16 protein-coding genes are annotated in these 18,724 nt (G+C 62.9%); 8 read left to right on the top strand and 8 right to left on the bottom strand.

Features of this window, described 5'->3' with window-relative positions; translation table 11 throughout:
• Nucleotides 1–27: 27 nt before the first annotated feature.
• The 3 genes from ahcY to AC1DD5_RS06075 all read right to left on the bottom strand — a co-directional run bounded on the left by ahcY (nucleotide 28) and on the right by AC1DD5_RS06075 (nucleotide 2,333).
• Entirely contained in the window at nucleotides 28–1,506 is a 1,479-nt protein-coding gene (gene ahcY, locus AC1DD5_RS06085; RefSeq protein ID WP_477520865.1) for an adenosylhomocysteinase, read from the bottom strand.
• A gap of 56 nt (nucleotides 1,507–1,562) precedes the next feature.
• Nucleotides 1,563–1,781: a Trm112 family protein gene (locus AC1DD5_RS06080; RefSeq protein WP_416418316.1), complete on the bottom strand. Its 219-nt coding sequence runs from the start codon at nucleotides 1,779–1,781 to the stop codon at nucleotides 1,563–1,565.
• A 144-nt stretch (nucleotides 1,782–1,925) separates the two neighbouring features.
• A complete protein-coding gene (locus AC1DD5_RS06075; RefSeq protein ID WP_442002683.1) occupies nucleotides 1,926–2,333 on the bottom strand; it encodes a DUF3499 domain-containing protein in 408 nt (135 codons plus the stop codon).
• Between the two features lie 111 nt (nucleotides 2,334–2,444).
• Here AC1DD5_RS06075 and AC1DD5_RS06070 point away from each other — a divergent pair, with 111 nt between their 5' ends.
• Nucleotides 2,445–2,963, top strand: coding sequence for a metallopeptidase family protein (locus AC1DD5_RS06070; protein WP_477520864.1), 519 nt, complete (start codon nucleotides 2,445–2,447; stop codon nucleotides 2,961–2,963).
• Nucleotides 2,964–2,997: 34 nt separating this feature from the next.
• Here the strand turns inward: AC1DD5_RS06070 and AC1DD5_RS06065 are convergent, their stop codons facing one another.
• Genes AC1DD5_RS06065 through AC1DD5_RS06055 form a run of 3 tightly spaced genes read right to left on the bottom strand, consistent with a single transcriptional unit; the run spans nucleotide 2,998 to nucleotide 8,601 of the window.
• Nucleotides 2,998–4,677 carry a DUF5719 family protein gene (locus AC1DD5_RS06065; RefSeq protein WP_477520863.1) on the bottom strand — a complete coding sequence of 560 codons (1,680 nt, stop codon included), beginning with the start codon at nucleotides 4,675–4,677 and terminating at the stop codon, nucleotides 2,998–3,000.
• Entirely contained in the window at nucleotides 4,670–8,026 is a 3,357-nt protein-coding gene (locus AC1DD5_RS06060; RefSeq protein ID WP_477520862.1) for a glycosyltransferase, read from the bottom strand. Before AC1DD5_RS06060 ends, AC1DD5_RS06065 begins: the two co-directional genes overlap by 8 nt.
• 29 nt (nucleotides 8,027–8,055) lie before the next feature.
• Nucleotides 8,056–8,601 (bottom strand): WhiB family transcriptional regulator, encoded by a 546-nt coding sequence (locus AC1DD5_RS06055; protein WP_477520861.1) that lies wholly within the window; start codon nucleotides 8,599–8,601, stop codon nucleotides 8,056–8,058.
• Between the two features lie 365 nt (nucleotides 8,602–8,966).
• Between AC1DD5_RS06055 and AC1DD5_RS06050 the strand changes: the two genes are divergently transcribed.
• Entirely contained in the window at nucleotides 8,967–9,662 is a 696-nt protein-coding gene (locus tag AC1DD5_RS06050) for a TIGR03089 family protein (RefSeq protein ID WP_477520860.1), read from the top strand.
• A 2-nt stretch (nucleotides 9,663–9,664) separates the two neighbouring features.
• Here AC1DD5_RS06050 and AC1DD5_RS06045 read toward each other — a convergent pair whose 3' ends face one another.
• Nucleotides 9,665–10,231: a GtrA family protein gene (locus AC1DD5_RS06045; RefSeq protein ID WP_477519557.1), complete on the bottom strand. Its 567-nt coding sequence runs from the start codon at nucleotides 10,229–10,231 to the stop codon at nucleotides 9,665–9,667.
• 180 nt (nucleotides 10,232–10,411) lie between these two features.
• On the opposite strand from AC1DD5_RS06045, the gene AC1DD5_RS06040 reads away from it, so the two are divergent.
• From AC1DD5_RS06040 to AC1DD5_RS06020, 5 genes are read left to right on the top strand one after another with little or no spacing between them, the layout of a single operon-like run.
• Nucleotides 10,412–11,599 (top strand): 5-(carboxyamino)imidazole ribonucleotide synthase, encoded by a 1,188-nt coding sequence (locus tag AC1DD5_RS06040; protein ID WP_477520859.1) that lies wholly within the window; start codon nucleotides 10,412–10,414, stop codon nucleotides 11,597–11,599.
• Nucleotides 11,596–12,159 carry a 5-(carboxyamino)imidazole ribonucleotide mutase gene (gene purE, locus AC1DD5_RS06035; RefSeq protein WP_442002676.1) on the top strand — a complete coding sequence of 188 codons (564 nt, stop codon included), beginning with the start codon at nucleotides 11,596–11,598 and terminating at the stop codon, nucleotides 12,157–12,159. The genes AC1DD5_RS06040 and purE overlap by 4 nt, the downstream gene beginning before the upstream one ends.
• Nucleotides 12,160–12,170: 11 nt before the next feature.
• Nucleotides 12,171–13,811: an LCP family protein gene (locus AC1DD5_RS06030; RefSeq protein ID WP_477520858.1), complete on the top strand. Its 1,641-nt coding sequence runs from the start codon at nucleotides 12,171–12,173 to the stop codon at nucleotides 13,809–13,811.
• 53 nt (nucleotides 13,812–13,864) lie between these two features.
• The gene (manA, locus tag AC1DD5_RS06025; protein ID WP_477520857.1) at nucleotides 13,865–15,115 is read left to right on the top strand and encodes a mannose-6-phosphate isomerase, class I; all 1,251 of its coding nucleotides are present in this window, start codon (nucleotides 13,865–13,867) and stop codon (nucleotides 15,113–15,115) included.
• Between the two features lie 2 nt (nucleotides 15,116–15,117).
• Nucleotides 15,118–16,053, top strand: coding sequence for a lipid II:glycine glycyltransferase FemX (locus tag AC1DD5_RS06020; protein WP_477520954.1), 936 nt, complete (start codon nucleotides 15,118–15,120; stop codon nucleotides 16,051–16,053).
• Between the two features lie 707 nt (nucleotides 16,054–16,760).
• Here AC1DD5_RS06020 and glpX read toward each other — a convergent pair.
• Complete coding sequence (gene glpX, locus AC1DD5_RS06015) at nucleotides 16,761–17,783, bottom strand: class II fructose-bisphosphatase (RefSeq protein WP_216924934.1); 1,023 nt, start codon at nucleotides 17,781–17,783, stop codon at nucleotides 16,761–16,763.
• Nucleotides 17,784–17,984: 201 nt separating this feature from the next.
• On the opposite strand from glpX, the gene AC1DD5_RS06010 reads away from it, so the two are divergent.
• Nucleotides 17,985–18,668 carry a DUF4245 domain-containing protein gene (locus AC1DD5_RS06010; protein WP_477520856.1) on the top strand — a complete coding sequence of 228 codons (684 nt, stop codon included), beginning with the start codon at nucleotides 17,985–17,987 and terminating at the stop codon, nucleotides 18,666–18,668.
• Nucleotides 18,669–18,724: the final 56 nt, after the last annotated feature.

Here is an 18,724-nt window from a genome sequence, read left to right as displayed (position 1 = left end):
TTACTGCCACCGCAAACTGAACTTGGCTTAGTAGCGGTAGTGCTCCGGCTTGTAAGGGCCTGCAACATCCAGGTCCAGGTAGTCCGCCTGGTCCTTGCTCAGTTCCGTCAGCTCCACGCCAAGGGCATCCAGGTGCAGGCGTGCCACCTTTTCGTCCAAAATCTTGGGCAGGACGTAGACCTGCTTCTGGTATTCGCGTTCCCCTGCCGGCTGGTCCTTCTTGGTCCAGAGTTCAATCTGCGCGATCGTCTGGTTGGTGAACGAGTTGCTCATCACGAAGGACGGGTGGCCCGTTGCGTTGCCCAGGTTCAGGAGCCTGCCTTCAGACAGAACGATGATTGACCGCTCGGAGTCGGAGCCGGCATCGAAGACCCACTCGTGAACCTGCGGCTTGATCTCCACCTTCTTTACGCCGGGAACCTTGGCAAGCCCGGCGATGTCGATCTCGTTATCGAAGTGGCCGATGTTGCCCACGATCGCTTTGTTCTTCATACCCAGCATGTGCTCGGCCATGATGACGTCCTTATTGCCGGTGGTGGTGATGAAGATGTCACCCTGGGCAAGGACAGATTCGAGCTTGGCCACTTGGTAGCCGTCCATGGCGGCTTGCAGGGCACAAATGGGGTCGATCTCGGTAACTACGACGCGCGAACCCTGGCCGCGCAGTGCTTCTGCCGCACCCTTACCGACGTCGCCATAGCCACAAACCACGGCAACCTTGCCGCCCATGAGGACGTCCGTTGCACGGTTGATGCCGTCCGGCAGCGAGTGGCGGATGCCGTACTTGTTGTCGAACTTGCTCTTGGTGACGGAATCGTTGACGTTGATGGCCGGGAACAGCAGCTTGCCCTGTTCCGCGAGCTGGTACAGCCGGTGCACGCCAGTGGTGGTTTCTTCCGTGACGCCCTGGATCCGGGCTGCCACGCGCGTCCACTTCTGCGGGTCCGCGGCCAGGGTCCGGCGAAGGAGGTCCAGGATGAGGACGTACTCTTCAGGATCTTCCTCGGTGGCTGCGGGAACAGCACCTGCTGCCTCGAAATCGACGCCCTTGTGCAGCAGCAAAGTGGCGTCACCGCCGTCGTCCAGAATCATGTTGGGACCCAGCTCCGGGTTTTCGTCCGCTCCCGGCCAGGTGAGAATCTGCTCAGCGGTCCACCAGTATTCCTCGAGGGTCTCGCCCTTCCAGGCGAAGACGGGAACGCCTTGCGGATCCTCCGGAGTGCCTTTGCCGACGACGACGGCGGCAGCGGCTTCGTCCTGGGTGGAGAAAATGTTGCACGAAGCCCAACGGACCTCGGCACCCAGGGCGGTGAGGGTTTCAATGAGGACGGCTGTCTGGACCGTCATGTGCAGCGAACCGGCGATGCGGGCGCCCTTGAGCGGCTGCGAGGGGCCGAACTCAGCACGAAGGGACATGAGCCCCGGCATTTCGTGCTCGGCGAGACGGATCTGGTGGCGGCCTGCCTCGGCAAGGGAAATGTCAGCCACTTTGTAGTCGAAAGTCATGGAAGTCCTTATAGATGTTTAGGCGTACCGTGCGGGATTGCTGTTCTGGAAGTACGTCAGGCTTTGGCGTGGTGTTGGCCGGAACTTGCGGCGTTGGACGCAGCCAGCAGTTCCGGGGGCAGAAGCAAGGGAATGCCGTCCTCGATCGCGTAACGGACCTTTTCACCGTTCTCGGCGGCAGCCGTTGAAACAAGCTCCTCGCCCTCCTGGACCAGCGGTGAGCCCGTCACGGGGCAGCGTAGGATGGACAACAGTTCAGGACTGACCTTTGGCATGAATGATGCTCCCTGGATGGCGCGGGTGTGGCGCCGCTGGCGGATTTATCTGCAGATTCCAGCCTACAGCGCACGACCATCCCCCAAGGAGCCGACGACGATTTGAGTCCCGGGGTTGCCGCAGTTGGCTCAGCCAGAACGGACTTAGGACGGTTCGCGCAGAATCCGCAAGTGGCCACGGCGCGTACCTTCAACCATGGCGGGCGGCTCGACATGCGGCCGACTGGTACGGGGTGGGGTGTCCGTTGCCGCTGAGGCGGCTTCCCGCACGGCGTTGGCGAGTGCCAGCAAGTCATCCGGGCCAGGCTCCGGAGGTGTTGTTGGCATAGCCAGGCGAAGGACTTCCCAGCCCCGTGGAACCGTAAGGGATTCCGCATGCTGGGCGCAAAGATCGTACGCATGCGGTTCGGCGTACGTGGCCAGCGGGCCGAGGACCGCTGTGGACTCGGCATACACGTACGTCAAAGTAGCCACCGCGGATTGGCGGCAGGCGGACCTTGAACACTGACGAATAGCACCCACAACATCCCAGATTAGCGCCCTTTGGCCCATACTCTGCGCATTGGCTGGCCGTGCCCGCCCGGAAGCTGCAGTCTGCGCCGGTCACGGCGCGCTGTTCGCCATGATGTCGCATTGGCGGTTCCTCGGGACTAAAGTCGATATATGCAGTCACAGCCACATGTTCCTGGCTTCACAATCCGGTGGACTGACGCCGAAGGCGATCAGGCAAAGGAACACACCGGCGCGGATGTCCGTGGTTTCCGGCGGCGCCGGAGAAACCGTCACGGCAGAGGACTGCGTGGGGAACTCATGCTCCCCAGTCTTCCCGGCTTCCGGACCCGTGCCGAGCGTTTCGACGACATGGTGCTGGACTCAGCCGAACGCCTCCAGGATATGTGGGGCAAGCAGTTGGATGGCGTGCTCTTCGCCGTCGACGAAATCCCGCCGAACCTGGAGCAATTGGTCGCCGAAGGTACGGCAGCTCCCATGGGTTCCTACACTCCCGGCAGCCGCGGCGAAGCACCGATGATCACTGTGTACCGCCGTGTGGTGGAACAGACTGCCGGAACACGGGACGAGCTGCAGGACCTCGTCCACGACGTCGTGGTGGAGTACACCGCGGAAATGCTCGGCGTACCACCAGAGACGCTGGATCCTGTGTACCGGCGTCGTTACCAGTAGCGCCGGTACCGCTAATGCCTAGTGGCCTTAACGCCTAGTAGCCCACTGTCACGGGAACTTTTTCGAGCCCCGCAGCAGCATCCTGGATGCCCAGAACTGAGACGTCGGCGCGGTCCTGCCGACCCAGGACAAGTGCCCCATACACAGGGTCCCCTGATGCTGAAACCACGTACCCGGCAACCACCGCCTGTCCGGATTTTGCTGGAAGTTCGATCAGAGATGTTGTGCCCCCGGACATGTCCACGTCCACGGACTTGCCCACCTTCCCATCGGCTGTCACCGGTGCATAGCTGACAGTTGCCCGTCCCTCCGGGACACCGAAGCTGAAGAAGCTCTGCCCGTCACGGGGCAGTGCGACCAGATGCTGGCTTCCCAGGCGGGCCGAGGACGGCGACCAAGCGAAATCCGTTGGTTCCTCCGCTTTAGCCCCCCGTGCAATCCGGGTAGCAGCTACGAACGCGACGTCGGAACTTGCGCTCACGGTGTAGCTGCCGGCAGGAACGCCGTCGAGGTCCAGCGTAGCTACGGTGCCGCCCTTGACGGTGACTACTCCCCCGTTGGGGCGCTGGCGCTCACCGTTGGCGCCGTACAGCCGGACTTGAACCACGGCGTCCGTGGACCCAGGTACGGCTATTTGAAGCGCGGGAACGGCATCGGCAAAGCCCGATTTGCTGCCCAGCGCCTTGATCGCTGCCGCATCCTGAATGTCGACGCCGGCCATCACCTGGAGATTGGACGGCCCGGAACCTGGGGACAGGAACTCCACCCCACCCGGCACAAGTCCACGCAGCACGCTCTGCTGGATGGTCCCTGCGACGGGTCCGCCCGAGCTGCGTACGTGCACTGCCAGTTGGGATTCGCCGGGGGCAAGGCCGGCAAGGTTTACCGCGCGCGTTGTCCCTGGAGCCACCAAAAGACCCCGCGCGCCAGGCGCCTGGATCTGTCCCTGGGCGCCAAAGAGGTCCAGGTTGACGGTAGCGGGCGTTTCCGATGCATTGCTGAGGTTCAGGACCGCCGTCCGGCCAAGCGCGGTGTCCGCACCCAAAAGCCAAGCGTCGTTTCCGGGCTGCTGACACGGAGCCGCCGCAAGGCCGCGGAGGTCGCCGTCCTTGGCTGAATAGCTCAGGTTCGCGGCCAAGGAGGCTTGTTCGTTTCCGATCGGGTCAGCAGCCACCACGGTAGGTGCGGTCACAGGGCTGATGGATGCAGCCGCTGCCGCCAAAACCGGTGGACCGGAAGTGGGCGATGGTGTGCTCGTGGGGGTCTTGGCAATTTCCGCAACTGCGTCCCCTGCCAGCGACATCACTTTACTGCCCGGAATGGTGCCTGCGGGATTGCTCAGGACCAGTGCGTTAAGCGCACTGGTGGCTGTGGTGGAAACCGGGCTGAACTCAGCATCAGTGTCCACATCGGTTCCCGTGACAAGGCGCGCAGGTTCCGGGCAAACGCCCAGGGAGCGGCCCGCAGGAACATCGGCTTGCCGGACGTCCACTGCAGAACCGCCAGACGGCGCTGGAACCATCGAGGTGGCCGCGACTGCTCCGCCTCCCGCCGCCAGGATCACTGCTGCTGACAAGACCCCAGTGATGATCCCCTTGTTGGAACTGCGGGCGCCCTTGCTGGAACTGCGGGCATCCTTGGCGGAGTTGCGTGCATCTTTGGTGGAACTGCGCGTCCCGTCATCGTCCGCCTGCTTCTTTGGGTCCTCAGACACTGCTGTACTCCTTACGGAGGGAGACTTCGTCCCTCGACATGCCGGTTCGCGAGCGGCGGGCGGGCATCGGAACTGCCAGCAGCACGGTCAGTCCGAACACGACGGCCTGCAGGATCCCGAACCAAAGACCCCAAGGGTTGGTGTACCGGATTTCCAGGTTGCCTCCGTTGGCCGGAAGTTCGAAAGCCTGGGCCCATCCGGAGGTGGTCGACTTCAGCTGTCGCCCATCCATCCAAGCACTCCAGCCGGGATCGGACCGTTCAGCCAGGACCACCCGACGGCCCTCGTCACCCGCGGGCACCGCTGCGTCAACGGACACCTCAGCTGAGGGCAGGGAGCCGATGGCCTCACCTTGGGCGTTGAGAATGCGCACCCTGTGCGTGGTGTCTGCGGCGGTGGCGGCAGCGGAATTCCGCGGGGTTACGCGCCACAACCACCCGGCGTCGGTTTGTCCAACAGCAACAAGGCCCGGGACGGCGTCGATCCTGCTGGCGGTCAGCTGGGCCGCGTCATCAGCGGCCTTGAGCACCACAAAACCGGCGCCGAGCTGCTCCAAATCATTGCGGGGGTCCACCCCTGTGCTCGCCACAATGGTGGCCACTGCCCTGCGGAGGGAAGCGGTAGCGGCGTCGTCGGCAGCAATCTCTTCGCGACCCGGCGCCCCAATAATGGTCCTGGCCGAAGCGATGGTGGACAAGTTGTCCAGCGTAGTCCCTGCACCACGCATCAGCGAGGACGTAAAGGCACCCTGCTCGCCGCTGGTGATAACCAACGTCCGCGTACGTTCGGGTCCCTCTCCGCGGTCGACGGCGGTGGCTGGCAAGGTGTCGTTATCCACCGGCCACACTTGGCGGGCCGAGCCCAAAGATGGTTTCTTACTGGCCTCTGACGGTGTGGCGTCAGCGGTTTGCGTAGCCGTTGGGCCCTCGGATGAGGGCTGCAGGACGTTTTGTCCTGCCCATGCCACCATCCCGGCCAACGGTCCACAGACGAGGAGAGCCAGTGCCACGCCCGAAGCTACGCGCCGCAAGGGCGACTTCCAACGGGCGGCATCAGTCGTCCTGGTGGGAACGGCGAAGATTTTATCGGCGCCGAGCAACGCCGCACCGAGCAGCAGGATGCCCGCCGCTGAAACCGCCGGTCCGGTGAAGGGACCAACAATCACATTGTTGTTGACGCCTGTGGCCACGTGGCCCATCAGCCAACTGCTGGCCAAGGTAGCCAGCGCGGCCAACCAGAAGACGCGTGCCAGGACGGTGCGCTTACCAGGAAGGAACAGTGCTGCGACAGCCAGGAGAAGTACTGGCACGCTGACCAGCAGAGCAAGCAACAGAGCCCAGGGCACAGCGCCAGGCCCGAACATCCCAAGACCTGTGAGGCCGCCGTCCATTTCGAACGCCAGGGGCTGGCCCAGGAACTGTTGCCACAGTGGGGCCGCGTCGAAACTGAGTGGCAAGCCCGGATCGGCCAGCAAGGACCGGGGGCGGTCAAGTACCGAAATTCCATAGGGAATGAACAGTGCGGCGCTGGGCAAAAGCGACCACCAGAGTGTCTTGCCCCGCGGTCCGAGCACCACGGCTGCCAAGACGACGACCACCGTAATGGGCCCCAAGAGGGACGGTGCCGATGCAGTGATCGCAGCCATAGCCAAGCCCGCAGCCGCCGCAGCGGTCCAGGACGGCGTGCCGTTAATGCCCGGTTTACCGAGCACGAGGGCCGGGCGGCGCGTGAAAGGTACCCGTGTGGCATGGGCACGGCCTATCGCCGAACCCGAGGCACGTATTAGCGCCAGCATCAGCAACGGCATCAGGACGTGGGCCACCAAAGCACCTGGCCTGCCCTGGTTTATGGCAACCAGCAATGCAGGCGCCCCGGACCAGGCAAGAGCGGCAACAATCCGGAACCGGCGCCGGGTGGTCAAAGCCCCTGCAGCGAACCAGGCACCGATTGCAGAGAGTGGCATGGCCAGGATCAGCAACCACACTGTTGCCGAGTTGCCATCGCCACCGCCAAACAGGGAAAGGAGCCACAACACGTAAGCGAAGGGATCGGCGTGCCCGGGCAGTCCCGCACCGAGGGAAATCCACCACGTGGAGGCGTTGGCCCAGATATCGGAGGGTGACTCGGACAATGGGAGGAGCCCTCCCCCCGCCACAGTTCCCGTGCGAAGGAGACCGAAGAGCCCAATGAAAGAAGCGGCGAACGCGATGAGGGCGGCAGCGACTGCGCCGGTGCCAACCCATCCGCGTTCGTTGGTGGCCAGCGCTGCGAAATCGTCAGAGGCATCGCCGCTGGGTTCGGGGGCGAGAAGATCCGAGGCCACAGTAGTTTCCTCGCTGGGGCGGATGGCCTCCAGCAGGGAACGCCTGTTGGCACGGACTTCGCGCGACGACGCTTGGAGGCCCCGGACCACCGAACGGTGCAAGCGGCGGGTCTTCGCGGCAATCCGGCGGCCTTTTGCAATAGCGAGGGGCCGCACCAAGCCAGCGACGGTGGCCGTGAACTGGGCGAATCCGTAGCCCGGTTCCTTGACCAAAACACTCAGCACCAGACGGACGAGTGCGCCCAAGAGCGCTCCCACAGCCTGGAACGGCAGGTTCCACCACGGCGTGTGTTTGAGGCGCATGTGAATTTGTGCTTTGCGTGCTGCGGAGGACGTACCCAGACCGTGCGGTCGGTGCTCCACATGGAACATGCGCGCGCTTGGCACCACCACCACGCGGTTACCGGCAAGCCAGTTGCGCCAGCAGAAATCGACGTCGTCTCCGCTGCCCGGCAAGGCAGGGTCAAAACCCTGCAACTGCTCCCAAACGTCCCTGCGGATCAACATGCCGGCAGAGTTCACCGCGAAGGTGTCAGAGCGGGCATCGTATTGCCCTTGGTCCACTTCGTCGGCGTCGATCAGTGTGAGGCGTTCGGCCCAGCGGCTGGTGGACAAGCCAACGTCCACCACATGACGGTCGTCGTGCCACCCAAGCTGCTTGCAGCCGGCAACAGTTACCGAAGTGGTCCGTTCCACGGCGTGGAGAAGCTCGGCCAAGGCGTCAGGAGCAGGAGCGGCGTCGTCGTGAAGGAGCCAGATCCATTGGACAGCACCGGCCGCTTCAGCGTCTTCGGCTCCATCGTTGGGTGCAAGCTCGTCCAGGCCCGCCTGGACAGCGGCACCAAAGCCAGACTTTGGCTGGACGTACTTGGTGACGTTTGCTTGCCCCAAGGCCGCCCGGAGCAAGTCGAGGGAGTTGTCAGTGGATCCTGTATCAATGCCAATGGCGGCATCTGCCGAACGCGTCTGGTCCGACAGTGCCGCCAAGGTCCTGGGGAGATAGTTCCCGCCGTCGTGGGAAACCACGACGGCGGTAACGTGTACTTCCTTAAGAATTAGACTGCCCGCTTCCTTAGCCGGCGACGTTCGCGCTCCGAGAGCCCGCCCCAGATGCCGAATCGTTCGTCGTTTGCGAGGGCATACTCAAGGCACTGAGAACGGACGTTGCACGCTCCGCAGACCTTCTTCGCATCCCTCGTTGATCCGCCCTTTTCGGGGAAGAATGCTTCCGGATCCGTCTGGGCGCACAGGGCGTCTGTCTGCCAACCGAGTTCGCCCTCGTCATCGAAGTCGCCTTGGCTCGGCAGTCCGATCCACACCGGCTGTCCTGGGATTTCCCGAGGACGACGCAACTCCATCGGAGGGTCGTCCACATCTTCGTCCGGCCCGGCAGGCAGGTCGCCAATCAACGCCTCGTGTGCAGCGAGGAGGGCAGTTGCCTGATCCTCCAACGACTGCTGCACGTTCTGGTTGTATCGGTCTGCCGCTTCCGGATCCGCCGGGTCCACGTACCAGTCCCCTGGTACCTCCCGCGAACGGTATTTCACCGACGCATGTTCTGCGACGACTGCATCTTCCTGGATACGCAACGCTTGCCCCATGGCGTCCCTCCTGATTTTGCAGCTGCTGCTTGGATGTATTTCCGATCCCCGGTGTTGTTCCGGGAATCTGTGCAGCGGCGTTGATTACTAATTACACGCGTGTAACTACCCGCCAGTCAAGCCGCGCCGGGATAATAATCAAGAATCTGTAGAAACGTGGGATGCGCCACGCCCAACGTTTTCCGCCGTGGCGCGGCTGGTTGGAGGAAAAACGGAAGCCCCGCATCACTTTGCATGAACAATTCCTGACATTCCGCGGAATTCCCAAGATCACGCCCGGATGTCCATCGATTGGACTTAACGGAGGTGTGTCGCATTTCACATTTCCCCGTGGGGCGGCGGCCCCACCGTGGCAGGATTGATCCATGAGCATCCCGGCAGCGAACCTGATGACCACCCTGCGATCCGGCCATTCCACCTCCCCGAGGCTGACGTGGTACGGCCCTGATTCCGAGCGCGTGGAGCTCTCCGGGCGGGTCTTGGACAACTGGGTTGCCAAGACCAGCAACCTGCTGCAGGACGAACTGGACGCCGAGCCGGGCAAGGCTATCCGGTTGGACCTTCCCGCACACTGGAAATCCTTTGTGTGGGCACTCGCCGCCTGGCAGTTGGGCATGGAGGTGGTCTTCGATGGCACCACCGCTGACCTGCTGGTAACAGACACTCCCGACGACGGCGCCGGGGCCGGCTTCGAGGCGGTCGTCGCCGTGCCGCTCGCGGCACTTGCGATGCGGTGGCCCGGCGACCTGCCACCCGGCGTCGTGGACTATGCCGCGGAAGTACGGTCCCACGGTGACGTCTTCATGGCACACAGCGAACCGGAAGCCAGCCTTCCGGCCGTCCGCGGCAGCGCGGGCCACACACATGACAGCCTTCTGGACCGATTCGCTGCACCCCAGGAACCCGGGGTCCGGCTGCTGGTTCGGGCGTCCGACGGTTTGGAGCCGGGGCTGGCAGCGGCGTTGGGCGCGTGGAAAGAAGACGGCTCAGTGGTACTGGTGCATCCCGATCTGGAAGTGACCGGGCACCTGCTTGAGAATGAGCGCGTCAGCCGATCCTGAGATCAGTTCTTGATGGAGGGCAACTCGCCGGTTGAAGGTCCTCCGCTGCCCGCCTCCGCAGCTGACTTCTCCTTGTGATGGAGCTCCAGGATCTCGTGGTCGTGAGAGTAGGCCGGCTCGGCATCCAACTCTTCGTTGAAGACCCAAAAGCGGTAGGCGAAGAACCGGAAAATAGTGCCCAGGACGAGTCCCACGACGCTTCCTGCGATAAACAGCGATGGCTTGTCATTCAAGTCCAGCACGTACTTGGCGAACCACACGCAGCCGGAGGCAATCAGCAGCCCGACGAAGTTCATGACGGCAAACAGAACGGCTTCACGGACCACGTTGGCCTGTTTGCGGTGGCGGAAGGTCCAGAAGCGGTTGGCTACCCAGGAGAACACGCTTGCAACGATCGTCGCAATGGCCTTCGCCCAGACTTCGCTTCCGTGCATCGGGCCGGAAAACAGCCAGATGTAAACTGCCGAGTCAATGACAAAAGCAACACCGCCTACGGCGCCGAACTTTGCTACCTCGCGCCAAAAAAGCGAGGCAAGTCCGCGGATGCGATCTGCAAGTGTGGTGATCATGACCCTCCATGGCCGTTGAAAAGTGGGCCGATGGGCCACATCCATTTTAGCGCCCATTTCCAACCGTTCCCTTTGAGTCCCCTGTGAGAACGCCGATACGGGGGCCCGCACCACATCCAGATGGTGACGTTACAGCGGCTGAATCAGTGTTCCGGCCGCTGGTTCGGTAGGCTGAACCTTGTGACTTTTCCAGTAATTGGTGTTGTTGGCGGCGGCCAGCTCGCACGCATGATGGCCCCGCCTGCTACCGCTTTAGGCTTCGAACTACGCGTTTTGGCTGAGGGCGAGGACGTTTCGGCTGTCCCCGCTGTGGCCAACGCCCCCATTGGCGACTACAAAGACCTGGACGCTCTGCTCGAGTTCTCCAAGGGCGTGGACGTCCTGACCTTCGATCACGAACACGTTCCGACACAACATCTGCGTGCCTTGATCGACGCCGGCGTGAATGTGCAGCCAGGACCTGATGCCTTGGTAAATGCGCAGGACAAGCTCGTGATGCGCGCGGCCATCGATCGCCTCGGGCTGCCCAACCCGGAGTGGGCCGCCGTTGATTCAGTAGAAGAACTGGTGGCATTCGGCGACAAGATCGGCTGGCCTGTGGTGCTGAAGACGCCGCGCGGCGGCTACGACGGCAAGGGCGTCCGCATTGTTGACTCCGCCGATGACGCAGCTGGTACTGCGGACTGGTTCCAGGCCATGAGCCCCCTGCTTGCCGAAGCCAAGGTGGACTTCAGCCGCGAGCTCTCCGCCCTTGTAGCCCGCACACCCAGTGGTGAATCACGCGCCTGGCCGGTAGTTCACACCATTCAGGTAGACGGCGTGTGCGACGAAGTTATCGCCCCCGCACAGAACATTCCACTCGAAGTTGCCGCCGCAGCCGAGGGGGCTGCACTTCGGATCGCCAACGAACTCGGCGTTACGGGTGTCATGGCTGCCGAGCTCTTTGAAACCCCTGGGGTTGGCGCTGGCTTCCTCATCAACGAACTCGCCATGCGCCCCCACAACACGGGCCATTGGACGCAGGACGGATCCATCACCAGCCAATTCGAACAGCACCTCCGTGCGGTGCTGGACCTGCCGCTGGGCGCCACGGATGCTGTGGCGCCGGTATTTGTCATGAAGAATTTCCTGGGTGGGGATAACCAGAACCTCTTCGAAGCCTTCCCCATGGCCTTGGCTTACGAACCGGCAGCAAAGGTGCACTGCTACGGCAAGTCCGTGCGGGCGGGGCGGAAGATCGGGCATGTCAATCTGGCTGGCACATCTACCTCGGAGGTAGATTCCATCCGCCAACGCGCCACGGCAGTAGCCAACATCATCCGTGACGGCCGGATGCCCGCACAGACCACCCACGAGGAGACCGAATGACATCAGCATCAACAGCCCCGCTCGTAGGTCTCGTGATGGGCTCCGACTCCGACTGGCCCGTCATGGAAGCCGCCGCGGACGCCTTGGCTGAGTTCGGCATCCCCTTTGAAGCGGACGTCGTCTCGGCGCACCGCATGCCCACTGAGATGATCCGCTATGGCCAGACCGCGCACGAGCGCGGCCTTCGCGTCATCATCGCCGGAGCAGGCGGGGCCGCCCACCTTCCTGGAATGTTGGCTTCGGTCACTCCCCTGCCTGTCATCGGCGTCCCGGTTCCATTGAAGACACTGGACGGCATGGACTCACTGTTGTCCATCGTTCAAATGCCTGCCGGAGTTCCGGTTGCCACTGTCTCCATCGCCGGTGCCCGCAACGCAGGACTCCTTGCTGTACGGATGCTCGCCTCCGGCACAGACGAACTCGCAGACCGCCTTCGCGAAGACTTGCTCAAATTCGCCCAGGAGTTGAACGACGTCGCCACCAAGAAGGGCGAAAACCTGCGCCATAAGGTTGAAGAAGTCTTTTCCCCAGCAAATGCTTCCGCCCGGAGCAGCCACTAGGACGGCAGCGGATGACCACCATGCACAAGAACCCGAATCAGTCCGGCGCCGCCCTGACTGATCCAGTCCGCTATCCATCCGGGGCCAGCGCCCCGGTGCGGACCAAACGCGCCTTCGTGCTGGTCCTCCTCACCCTCTTCATCCCCGGCAGTGCCCAGATCGTGGCAGGTGACCGCAAGCTGGGCCGCCTCGCCCTTCGCATCACACTCACTGTGTGGGCGCTGGCTTTGCTGACGCTCTTGATTGCGCTGGTGAACCGGAGCATGCTGCTCAGCATCGTCACCCATCCCGTGGGCTCGCTGTTCATCATCGTTGTCCTCGTTGCTTTGGCTTTGGGCTGGGCCTACCTGTTCCTGAACACCTTGCGGATCATCCGGCCCAACCTGCTGGCCCCCGGGATGCGGCCCATTATTGCCGTCGTCCTTGCCGTGACAACAGTTCTGGCCAGCGGGTCATTGGGCTACCTTGCCTACGTGTTGAACGTCAGCCGCAACGCGATCGGCAGCATCTTCAACGCGGGCCCTGCCATCGATCCCGTGGATGGCCGCTATAACTTCCTGATGATGGGCGGCGACGCCGGTGACGACCGCACAGGTCGGCGTCCGGACAGCCTGTCGGTCATCAGTGTTGATGCCAAAACGGGTGAAAGTGCCATCATTTCCGTTCCCAGGAACCTGCAGAACGCACAGTTCAGCGAGGGATCCCCCATGCGGAAGATCTACCCCGACGGCTATAACTGCGGCGATGAATGCCTCATCAACGCCGTCAACACCGAGGTCACCAATAATCACAAGGACCTGTACCCGGGCGTTGCCGATCCCGGCGCCCAGGCAACACTGGAAGCGGTGTCCGGGACCTTGGGTATCACGGTGCAGGCCTATGTGCTGGTGGATATGGACGGGTTCGCCAAGCTCATCGACGCCATGGGCGGCATCCGCATCAAGGCTGGCGGCTGGGTACCTATCAGTGGTCCTGTCACTGACGAGGCCAACGGGATCCACGGCATGCCCGATGGCTGGATTCCTGCCGGCGACCAGCACTTGGATGGCTTCCACGCCCTTTGGTACGGCCGTTCCCGTGAATTCGTTGACGACTACGCCCGTATTGCGCGCCAGCAATGCGTACAGCAGGCCATGCTCAAGCAGCTGGACCCCGGCACGTTGCTGACCAAGTTCGAGGACATCGCCAACGCAGGCACAAAGGTGGTGGAATCCAACATCTCCTCCGCGCAGCTGGGAAGCTTCGTGGACCTCGCCTTGAAGTCCAAGGGCCAACCGGTCAAGCGCCTCACTATTGGCCCTCCCGATTTCGATGCCTCGTTCTCCACGGTGCCGGACTTCGACCTGATTCACTCCAAGGTCCAGGAACTGCTGACCTCCCAGAACAGCCCAAAGGCCGATGACTCCATGGTGTCCAACAACGGCAGTGTGGGTTCCAATGTCGCGGCAGCGGGCCCAGTCCCCGGCAGCTTCGCGGCCGCCATGCCCGCGGGCCAGCAGCCCTCGCCGTCGTCCTCGGACTTCACGCCGGTGACCACCACGCCGGACGGTACGCCCATCACGGAAGAACTGCTCAACGGCCTCAAGGCCCAGGGCGACGAGCAAGGCATCCGGGATCTCGTGGCAACCAATGGGCAATGCGCCCCGCTGTAGCCCGCAGCAGCACCACCACCTCACGTTCAGCGCGACGATAAGGACTTTCCTTCGTGTACCAGATTGAGAATGTTTTGCGACCCTACGCGTGGGGTTCGACGACGGCGATTGCCGGCTTGCTGGGGCGGCCCGCGTCAGGTGGTCCGGAGGCAGAAATGTGGATCGGCGCCCACCCCGATTCCCCGTCCACAGCCATTCATCCAAATGGGGTCACGCAACCCCTTGACGCCCTGATCGCCTCGGATCCTACCCATTTCCTGGGAGCCGACAGCCTTGCCGAGTTCGGGCCCCGGCTTCCCTTCCTTACCAAGATTCTGGCCGCAGAGCAGCCACTTTCTTTGCAGGTGCACCCTAGCTTGGAACAAGCACGCGAAGGCTTCGCCCGCGAGAATGCTGCAGGGATCCCCGCTGATTCCTCCGAACGCAACTATCGGGACGATAACCACAAGCCGGAGATGATTTTTGCACTCACGCCGTTCCGGGCATTGTGTGGGTTCCGCTCCCCTGCAGCAGCCAAAGGTGTTTTCGAGCACCTTGCCAAAGTGCTGGACTCCGCCGCGGTGGAGGTCCCCGCAATCATCAGCGGCGTAATTTCCGACCTCAGCCTGCCCAATGAATCCGAAGCCCTCAAAGCTGCCTTCACACGCCTGATCGAGGGCGGCAGCGAGGTCTCGGATGCCATTCACGAGGTAGAGGCCGTCCTGCGTGCAGGCGCCCCGCAAGAGCCCCACGAAGATGCGCTGGCGGCAATGCTGGGAATCAACGAGGCTTTCCCCGGCGATCCTGGTGTGCTCATTTCCCTTCTCCTTAACCACCTTTCCCTGCAACCGGGCGACGCCGTGTACCTGCCGGCCGGCAACGTTCACGCCTACCTTCACGGCCTCGGCGTGGAAGTCATGGCTTCCTCGGACAATGTGCTGCGCGGCGGACTCACCCCCAAGCATGTGGACGTCCCGGAACTGATCAAGACCATCCGCTTCGAATCGATGGGTGTGCCCCACGTTGAAGCCAGCGGCACGGAGTTCGGCCAGGAACTATACCGCCCGCCGTTCAAGGAGTTCCAACTCCAGCGGATCGAACTCGGTCCGGGTGCCGAACCGGTGCCGCTGGCACAGTCCGGTCCCGCCGTCGTCGTGGTTGTTGCCGGTTCCGTGGTGCTCGACTCGCCCAAGAGCGACCTCCCGCTGCAGCGAGGCGGCGCCGCCTTCATCCCTGAGGTAGAAAACCCAGTGAATGTTCATCCTGTGCAAGGCGCCACCGATACGAGTATTGCCTTCGCCGTGACCACAGGATTGGTTAAGTGAGCGTGGACTTCTTTCTGCAGACCCCCGCTTGGGCTGAGGTCCAGCGCTCGCTCGGCCGCCGGGTCCATGAGCAGTCAGGTCCCGGATGGAGCTTCCTCGCGATAGAGGAAAAGAACCCGGCGGGCAAAGTCATCTACGCCCCTTATGGGCCTGTAGCAAAGTCCGTGGATGCCTTCGACGCCGCGATGGCGGCCTTGGTGGAATTGGCGAAGAGGGAACGTGCCGTCTTCGTGCGGATGGAACCTGTATCAGCCGGCTTCGCAGCGTCCGAGGCCGATACGCTCCTTCGTTCCCGCGGCCTGCAGCCGGCGCCTGTGAACCTGCAGCCGGAGTTGAGTTGGATCGTGGACCTTGAGGGCGACTTCAAGGACGTTCTTGCCGCAATGAAGCCGACCAACCGGAACCTCTACCGCAACATCCACAAGAAGGGCGTGACTTTCCGCGCATCCCAGGATCCTGCCGACATCAAAGTTCTCCTGCATTTCCTCCACCTGACGGCAGCACGCAACGGCTTCAAGCCACAAAGCGATGAGTACCTCACCCAGGTAGCTGAATCTTTGCTACCGTCCGGCGCCGGAACGCTGTTCATAGCTGAGCTCGAGGGCGAGCCGATCGCTGCAGCTTTCACTTACGATTCCTCGGACACGCGAACCTATGCCCACGCAGCGCTGGATGACACCCACCGCAAGCTCAGTGCCGGTATTCCGCTCCTGGTCAACCTCATGGCAGATGCCAAGGAGAAGGGCCTGAAGCACGTGGACCTCTGGGGCGTGGCCCCTGAAGACCAGCCGGACCACAAATGGGCGGGCTTCACGTCCTTCAAGAAGTCCTTCGGAGGCCGCGAAGTAGCCTACCCCGGCACATGGGACCTCCCGGTGAACAAACTCCGCTACGGCGCCTACCAACTGGCCAGAAAACTCCGCGACAAACTCCGCTAAGCCAGTTCCCCAAGTCAACACAAGGAACGCGTACCTCCACCACCCACTTTGACGCCGCCGACGCGGTGACACGCCGGCCATCCCGGCGTGTCGGACCACGTACAGCGTCAAAGTAGGTCGCGACGGCACACCCACAGGCCGACCACCCCGGAAAGCACGACGGCGGCACTCGCCCGAGCGCCGCCGTCGAACCTAACCCGGAAGCGCACCTCGTGCCCCGGCTGACCACATGCACATTCCCCGGCGACCCGGCAACGGCCAGGGCCGCGTACCGTCATGACCCTCTTTGACTCAACACTCACTGCAACACGCCCGGAATGACGGCATGTCGGACGGCCTGCAGGATCAAAGTAGGTCGCGACGGCACACCCACAGCGGCCGACCACCCCGGAAAGCACGACGGCGGCACTCGCCCGAGCGCCGCCGTCGAACCTAACCCGGAAGCCCACCTCGTGCCCCGGCTGACGACACGCGTCATCCCGGGTGACTCACCAACAGACCCCCGACACCCAAATCCGCGCGTCCCCACTCCATTTGCGCAACGAAATCGAGCTCAGGTGTCACCACCCCTCCCCCAAAAACGCGCGCAACCGGAGCCGGCTGGACACAAAGAAGGACGGCGAGTATCGCGAAAGCGGCATCAAATCGACGAGGTACGAGGAGATAGCCGCCGAGCGATGCTCGCCGTCCTTCTGTTAGCCAAGGGGTTACGGCTTGCGCGCGTACGTCTCCCACTTGGATGCGTGGTGCTCAGCATCAACGAAGCGGACTGTGCCGGACTTGGAACGCATCACGATGGACTGCGTCAGTACGCGGTCCTTCTGGTAGCGAACGCCGCGGAGGAGGTCGCCGTCGGTGATGCCGGTGGCTGCGAAGTAGCAGTTGTCCGAGGTGACGAGGTCGTTGGTGGAGAGGACGCGGTCGAGATCGTGTCCGGCGTCGATCGCCTTCTGCTTCTCATCGTCCGAGGTGGGCCACAGTCGGCCTTGGATCACGCCGCCGAGGGATTTGATGGCGCAGGCAGCAACGATGCCTTCAGGTGTGCCACCGATGCCCATCAGTGCGTCCACGCCGGTTCCGGACCGGGCTGCGGCGATGGCACCTGCGACGTCGCCGTCCATGATGAACTTAGTGCGCGCGCCGGCTTCGCGGATTTCTTCCACGAGCGGGCGGTGCCGGTCGCGGTCCAGGATCATGACGTTGAGCTGGTTGACCTTGACGCCCTTTGCCTTGGCGATCAGGTGCAGGTTCTGCTTCACGGGCAGGCGCAGGTCCACCATGTCGGCAGCTTCAGGACCTGTGACGAGCTTTTCCATGTAGAAGACCGCGGACGGATCGAACATGGAGCCGCGTTCGGCCACTGCCAGGACGGCAAGGGCGTTGTTGATGCCGAGGGCGGTCAGGCGGGTTCCGTCGATGGGGTCCACGGCGACATCGCACTCGGGACCGGTGCCGTCACCCACCTGCTCGCCATTGAACAACATGGGGGCTTCGTCTTTTTCGCCTTCACCGATGACCACGACGCCATTGAAGTGGACGGTGTGAAGGAACGAACGCATGGCGTCGACGGCGGCGCCGTCTGCCTTGTTCTTGTCGCCGAAACCTACCCAGTGGCCACCGGCAATTGCGGCGGCCTCGGTGACACGGACGAGTTCCAGCGCCAGGTTGCGGTCGGGTTCGTCGGTGCCGACGGCGAGCGACGGCGAAATCGTGGAATACTGCTGGGTCATTGGTGCAGGAGACACTTGAACCTCTTCTTCGAGTGACGATTCACGGGACCGGAACACGGTTGCACGAGGCAACCTGGGGTCCCTCTATGAACGATCATAGTCGCCGCATGCGTTTGGAGTCGCTGGATGACCACGGCCGGCAATTCCTGCGGTGAGGTTCCCGGTTGTGTGTTCACAGCCGGGATGAGGGACTATGGAGGGGTGAGTGAAACGCAGGACAAGCCCGCTGCCGGCAACCAGCCCAAGGCCGCAGAGGCAACCCCCAACAGCGCCCCGGACGCTATGGATGCCCCTTATAAACCCGTCATTCCGGCAAAAGCCGCCAAGCGGGCCAATGCCTCTGTCATTGGCATGATCATTGCCCTGGTGCTGTGTGTCCTGGCATTCCTTCCTATTGTGTTGATGAACCCCGCTCCGAAGGGTGAGGGCTTTCGGCCCGCCGTTGACGTTGCTTCCATAGCGCGCAACGCTGCCGATGTGGCGGGATTCACACCTGTCACGCCGGAAACCGGCGACACATTCAAGCCGAATTACGCCCGCTGGGAATCCGGCACGGGAACGGGCGTGCCCACGTGGGAAGTTGGTTACCTGACTCCCAAGGAGGCCTTCATCGGCCTCACCCAGACCACCAAGGCGAATCCCACATGGGTGCTGCAGCAGACCGGCAACATGCCAGTAACCGGCACCCGTAACGCCGGTGGCCAGGATTGGGAGCTCCACGATTCCGGCAAGGACAAGCGCAGCATGGTTCTCAACTACCGCGGAACCACTATCATCCTGAGCGGCACGGCCAACCTTGCAGAGTTCGCCACGCTCGCCGCCGCCGTGGTTAAGTCTGCGGACCAAGCCGCTGCAGCGTCAGAATCTGCAGCGCCGTCCTCATAAGCACACGCGGCGCAACAGTTTTACGACACGCCACCTCCGGGCCGTAAAGTAATCAG

The organism is Paenarthrobacter sp. 10L420 (genome assembly GCF_056395385.1).
The sequence above is the reverse complement of the archived record's forward strand: the minus strand, read 5'-3'. Positions and strand labels throughout refer to the sequence as shown.